The organism is Thermoleptolyngbya sp. M55_K2018_002 (genome assembly GCF_015295965.1).
Taxonomy (GTDB): domain Bacteria; phylum Cyanobacteriota; class Cyanobacteriia; order Elainellales; family Elainellaceae; genus Thermoleptolyngbya; species Thermoleptolyngbya sichuanensis.
The window spans coordinates 1-6,414 of the sequence record NZ_DVEA01000043.1 but is presented as its reverse complement, the minus strand read 5'-3'; the positions used below and the strand labels follow the sequence as shown (position 1 = coordinate 6,414).

Genomic DNA, 6,414 nt, shown 5'->3' with positions numbered 1-6,414 from the left:
GTGATAACTGTCCCTGTGCTAAGAACCACGAAGGGGTAGCTCGAATGGTAGCGCACTTTACGCTCCACTGCGAGGCATACCCCACTTTCCTCTAGCAAGTTAGTGACTTAGGTACAGGCAGTCCGAGTTGGCTAGGTTCTGTCTTAGAAGCTGGCTTTCCAGGCGCGTCGCGCTCAAAGCTTCAAGCCCTCTCTTTGTAAGATACACCTAGCGAGATACACCTAGCGATTCATATCCTCTACTAGGGAGGCGATCGCTTGCTCAACTGCCCGACTCATTAACTCATCTTCACGGTTTCTATCAGAGCCGCCGCCAATGCCGACGATGGAAACACTGGAAGAGCGATCGCCCGCCGAGCCTCTCCCACGCATTGTGTCCACGATAGCGCCATCTGCCGTGCTGATCATGCGAGCCGTTAACGCGACATTGGCAGTGGTTTCCCGCTGTCCTACGCCGATTCCTAAAAATCCACCCCCTGACCTTTCGGTAGATATATTAAACTCCGTGACCGAACCCATAATCACATAGTCAACGCCGAGTTCGCGGCCGATGGCAACGGCTGTTGATACGTCAGTAACAAAGCCCTGCCGTCTTCCGCCAACTATGCTGTTGTCTAGAACGATGTAGTCTCCTCGATCCACTAGGGCATCGACAATCAAATCGCTAATGCCCGATGCATTTCCCCGTCTCCAGTAAGACCAATAATAGTTAGTGTCGCTGGTTGCAGAATAGTCAAAATCCAGAACCACGACCCGCTGGCGCTCTCGTTTGGTTGCTTCGACTTGCATCGGAGCAGCAGTTGCGGGGGATGCAAGCATAAGCAAATCCATTCCCCCGATACACAAAGTTCCAGCAAACAGAATCGCAAGGCTAGATTGTAAGTGACTCATCGCTCTTTTGGGCATAGAAATTACAGAGTGAATACGGATATCGTGCGCGACGATCATTAGGGCAGGGCGATCGCCCTGCTTATTGCTGGCACAGGGTTAACCCCGACTGTTGAGGATTTAGTATTCAACAGGTCAGGGTTTATAGCTTGCCAGATTTATCATTCCCGGATTGGGCTGCTACTTCACAGAAGTTCTGCGTCGAGGAGTCGCACTGGCAAACCTGCTGCCAATCTCTTCCCCCCGTGGTAGAGGAACCTCTGTTAGACCAAAACATTGCTTTTGCCGGAGGACAACCCGTGCATTTCGTACTTCAATAGGGTGGGAACTGAATGCGGGATGGTAAGGCGTAAGGCAGGTATGGTCAATCCTTCCAGAACATCTTTTAAGGCAACTTTTAGAGCAAAAAGTCCGTCGCGGCCGCTGGTGCGCTGGCTGGATCGCGCAATGGCGCTGGTGGTGCTGCTGAACTTGCTGCTGGTGTTGGTGGATACGAGCTATATCCCGCTGCGCGACTATTACCTGCGATTTTTTCCGCAGTTCACAGCCTGGTATGGCGAAACCTATAAGGGTATTGAGCCGCATCGCGTCACTGAGGGCTATTTGGAGCAGGCGGCCAAGCTATGGGACGCAGACTTGGGTTCGCCAGATTCGGAGGCGCTGCTGAGAAATTTGCGCGATCGCAGCGATGAGCTAATCGACGAAAACCCCTTCAACTTGGCGGGCAAAACAGGGCAACTGGAGCGCCTCAAGCACCGGATGCGGCGGTTTGTGGGCACGGACTCGTCGCGGCAGGCGTTTCGCACCTTTTGGAGCCGCGCCTATCTGGAGCAGATTGGCGAAGACCGGGCGATCGCCTTTTTTGACCGCGAAATTGAGCCACTGCTCCAGCGCAACTACTATCGCGGTGTTGGCGAAAACGGGCGACCCATCGATCGCTTTTGGCGCATTGACCTCTGGTTTATGGGGCTATTTGCGGTGGATCTGGGCCTCCGGCTGTGGCATCTCTACCATCGCTATCGCCGCACCAACTGGTTTGACGTGATCCTGTGGCGCTGGTATGACCTGCTGCTGTTTCTGCCGATTTGGCGATGGCTGCGCGCGATTCCGACGGTGGTTCGGCTGGATCAGTCGGGGCTGCTGCCGATGCGATCGCTCCAAAGTCGGGTCAGTCTGGCGATCGCCAGCTACTTTGCCGTGCAACTGACCGAGGTGGTCGTGCTGCGGGTGATTGAACAGGTTCAGGAGTTTTTGCGGCAGGGCGGGCTGACCAAGCTGCTGCTCAATCCCGACACGCGGATGCGATACGTAGACGTGACGGGCGTTAACGAAGTCGAAGAAATCGCCCGCCAAATCACCCATCTCACCGTGCATCAGGTCTTGCCTACCCTGCGCCCAGACATCGAAGCGCTGCTGCACTACACGCTGACCAGCGTCTTAGAGCAATCGCCGGTCTATCGGGGTCTTAGCCGGATGCCAGGGGTCAACGCGCTGCCCCAGCAGATGAGCGAGCGGCTGGTGTCTAATGCGACCCAAACGGCCTACGGCAGCCTAGTGACGGCGCTCGACGACCCCAAGGGCGTAGAGCTAACCCGAAATTTGGTTGATCGGGCGGGTAAAACCCTGCGGCAACAACTGCGCGAAGGCGACACATCCCGCGAGCTAGAAAACCTGCTGGCCGACCTGCTAGAAGAAATCAAGATTAGCTACGTTCGCCAGATTTCGGAACAGGATATCGAAGCGCTGCGCGACAACAATCGCCACCTGTATGAAATTGCTCAGGCTGGCTTCTTGCCGCCCGATTTGGAACATTCCTCGGAACATTCCGATGCGTAAGTGTTTGCCGAATAATTTGCCGGATAATTTGCCAAATAATTTGTGGTCATGAATCGCGTGGGCAGTGATACCGGGCATTAATTCTGTCTAAACATGACAGGATTCAAAGCAATCGCTAAGAATATCCACACATCTTGACAATAGCCAGCACCCCTCACCAAGCGTACTAAAATATTAGATCGACTTTGTGTCGTGACTGAAGCCGTAAAATAGGCCCCGAAAAGACCCCGAAAACAGCCGTTGGGCAGCGCCAGTTGGCCCCGCAAAGCACTTAGTTCACTGGGATTCTAGATCCGGAGATGCAGCTTTGTAGAGGTTGGTTGGGCGATCGCCCCTTCGACTGATTCCGATTGTTGCCAGGGCTTTGCCACAAGTCATGGCAGGCATAATCCACGCCAGCTAATCTCTCTCCTTTAACCCCCAATCCTTAGTCCTTAACCCCTGACCTACCATGAACTCTGCCATTCGGTTTTTGATGTGCCCGCCCGACCACTACGACGTGGATTATGTGATTAATCCTTGGATGGAGGGCAATATCCACAAATCCTCGCGCGATCGCGCCGTTGAGCAGTGGCACGGGCTGTATCACCTAATCAAAGACCGGGCAACGGTGGATCTGGTGAAGCCCCAGGTTGGGGTTCCCGACATGGTATTCACCGCCAACGCAGGGCTGGTGCTAGAAGATAAGGTTGTCCTTAGCCGCTTCTATCACAAAGAGCGTCAGGGCGAGGAGCCGTTTTTCAAGGCCTGGTTTGAAGAACAGGGCTACACGGTTTATGAACTGCCTAAGGATTTGCCTTTCGAGGGGGCGGGCGATGCCCTGCTGGATCGGGAAGGACGCTGGCTGTGGGCGGGCTATGGCTTCCGCTCGGAGCTAGATTCCCACCCGTTTCTGGCGAAATGGCTGGATATCGAAGTGCTGTCGCTGCGGCTGATGGACGAGCGCTTCTATCACCTCGACACCTGCTTTTGCCCGCTGACGGACGGCTACTTGCTCTATTACCCGCCCGCGTTTGATGCCTATTCCAACCGCCTGATCGAGATGCGCGTGCCCGTCCACAAGCGCATCGCTATTGAAGAGGCCGATGCGGTGAACTTTGCTTGCAACGCGGTTAACATCGACCGGGTAGTCATTATGAACAAGGCCAGCGACAGTCTGCGCCAGCGGATGCAAGATCTGGGCTTTGTGCTGTTGGAAACGCCGCTGACGGAGTTTATGAAGGCAGGCGGTGCGGCCAAGTGTCTGACGCTGCGGGTGACGGAGCCGCTGGAGCCGCTGCACCAGGCGATTGCCGCTGTGGAGAGCCGCGTGATTCAGCTAGAGGGACACCTGCTTGATTCGGGTCTGATCAACAATGCGCTGGATCTCATTGTGGAAAGCGGCGGCAGTTTCCAGGTGCTGAACTTCCGCTTGGGCGAACAGCGCCAGAGTACGTCGGCGGCGGAGGTGAAGGTGTCGGCTCCCTCCCACGACGTGATGGAGAGCATCATGTCGGGCTTGATCGACATGGGCGCAGTGCCTCAACCCCAGGAAGTTTGCGACAACCCGCTGGAAACCGTGACGCAGGACGGCGTTGCGCCCGACGATTTCTACGTCACCACGATTTACCCGACGGAGGTGCGGGTGAACTGTGAGTGGGTGCGCGTGCAGAACCAGCGCATGGACGGGGCGATCGTGGTGTCGCAAACGCCGGAGGGCCCCAGGGCAGAGTGCAAGCTGCTGCGGGATCTGCGGGTGGGCGATCGCGTCGTGGTGGGGGTCGAGGGCATCCGCACCGTCCGCAAGCCCGATGCCCGCGACAGTCGCAACGGCAGCGGCTCCAGCGACAAGGAATTCAGCTTTATGGGGTCGGGCGTGTCGAGTGAACGCCGCGTCGAGCTAGTGGTCGAGCAAATCGCCTGGGATCTGCGCCGGATTCGCGACCAGGGCGGCAAGGTGGTGGTGGTCGCTGGCCCCGTGGTGATTCACACGGGCGGCGGCGAACACTTGGCGCGATTAATCCGCGAGGGCTATATCCAAGCGCTGTTGGGCGGAAATGCGATCGCCGTTCACGATATTGAACAGGCGATGATGGGCACGTCGCTGGGCATGGACATGAAGCGGGGCGTGTCGGTGCGCGGCGGCCATCGCCACCACCTGAAGGCGATCAACACCATCCGTCGCTGCGGCAGTATTGCCAATGCGGTGGAACAGGGCGTGCTGACCAGCGGTATCTTCTACGAGTGCATTAAGCACCAGGTTCCTTTCTCGCTGGCGGGGTCGATTCGCGACGACGGCCCCCTGCCCGATACGCAGATGGACTTGCTCAAAGCCCAGGCAGAATATGCCGAGCTAATTCGCGGCGCAGACCTGATTCTGATGCTGTCCTCCATGCTGCATTCCATCGGCGCGGGCAATATGACCCCGGCGGGCGTGAAGATGGTCTGCGTGGACATCAACCCGGCCGTGGTGACGAAGCTGAGCGATCGCGGCTCGGTAGAATCCGTTGGCGTGGTGACGGATGTGGGCTTGTTTCTCAGCCTGCTAAACCAGCAGTTGAGCAAGCTCACCAGCCCCTACCGTATTGCTCAGATGGTCTAGGAATCGGAGGGCGATTCCCGTCGGGCTTGCTTCGCGAATCGCGCTCCCTGTTCCACACGCCAGGAACCCTGCTGCTCCCAATGCCCATGTCCACGCCCCATCCGCTTATCATTCACACCCACGGCAGCGGCTACCCGGTGCTTTGTCTGCACGGACATCCCGGCGCAGGCAGCAGCATGGGCGTGTTTACTCAGCATTTGGGGCAGCGATTTTGGGCGATCGCCCCTGATCTGCGCGGCTATGGCCAGAGCCGGGTGACGCAGCCGTTTGTGATGGCGGATCATCTCACGGATCTGGAGGCGCTGCTGGATCGGCTCCAGATTCAGCGCTGTCTGGTGCTGGGCTGGTCGCTGGGGGGCATTTTGGCAATGGAACTGGCCCTGCGGCTGCCCGAACGGATTAGCGGGCTAATCCTGGTGGCGACGGCGGCCCATCCCCGCAGCAGCCATCCGACCATTTCCTGGCAGGACAATCTGCTGACGGGCGTGGCGGCGCTGATCAACTCGTGGCAGCCGGGAAACCGCTGGAATATTGAGCTGTTTGCCAAGCGATCGCTGTTTCGCCACCTGATCCAGCAGCACACGCGCACGGCCTACGAGTACATTGCCGCCGATGCCGTGTCTGCCTACCTAAACACGTCGCAGGCGGCGACTCGCGCCCTCAACCAGGCCATTCGCGCAGGCTATAACCGTGTGCCGGATTTGCCCAACATTCGGGTTCCGGCGCTGATGCTGGCGGCAGAGGGCGATCGCCACATCACGGCGCTTTCCAGCGAAGAAACCGCCCGCAAACTGCCCAACTGCGACTGGCAGTGCTACGCCCGGGCCGCCCACCTGTTTCCCTGGGAAATCCCTCAGCAAATGCTGCAAGACATTGACGCTTGGCTGGCGCGGCATCCAGAAGTGGTTAGCCCCTCTGCACCGTTGGCAAACCCGCAAAGCTCCTGAAATCAAGAGTCATAATTCATTCTTCCGCCAGCGCCACGAAGCACGAACACCGCCGCAAGCCCCGCCCACACCTGGCTGGCAATCCAAACAGGACTTACGCACTTGTAAGTTTTCTGGGTTTTGGAGGATTTCTCGCGGGCGCAGCCCGCGAAATCCTCCAACT

At 57.7% G+C, this 6,414-nt stretch carries 4 protein-coding genes; 3 read left to right on the top strand and 1 reads right to left on the bottom strand.

Features of this window, described 5'->3' with window-relative positions:
* Positions 1-221 precede the first annotated feature (221 nt).
* A complete protein-coding gene (locus IGS51_RS01910) occupies positions 222-788 on the bottom strand; it encodes a CsgG/HfaB family protein (RefSeq protein ID WP_297075240.1) in 567 nt (188 codons plus the stop codon).
* Between the two features lie 459 nt (positions 789-1,247).
* On the opposite strand from IGS51_RS01910, the gene IGS51_RS01905 reads away from it, so the two are divergent.
* From IGS51_RS01905 to IGS51_RS01895, 3 genes are all read left to right on the top strand, one after another.
* On the top strand, positions 1,248-2,723 hold the full coding sequence (locus IGS51_RS01905; protein WP_297075238.1) for a hypothetical protein: 1,476 nt from the start codon (positions 1,248-1,250) through the stop codon (positions 2,721-2,723).
* Positions 2,724-3,174: 451 nt separating this feature from the next.
* Positions 3,175-5,304, top strand: a complete 2,130-nt coding sequence (locus IGS51_RS01900; protein WP_297075237.1) for a TIGR00300 family protein — start codon at positions 3,175-3,177, stop codon at positions 5,302-5,304.
* 80 nt (positions 5,305-5,384) lie between these two features.
* A complete protein-coding gene (locus IGS51_RS01895) occupies positions 5,385-6,251 on the top strand; it encodes an alpha/beta fold hydrolase (protein WP_367279230.1) in 867 nt (288 codons plus the stop codon).
* Positions 6,252-6,414: the final 163 nt, after the last annotated feature.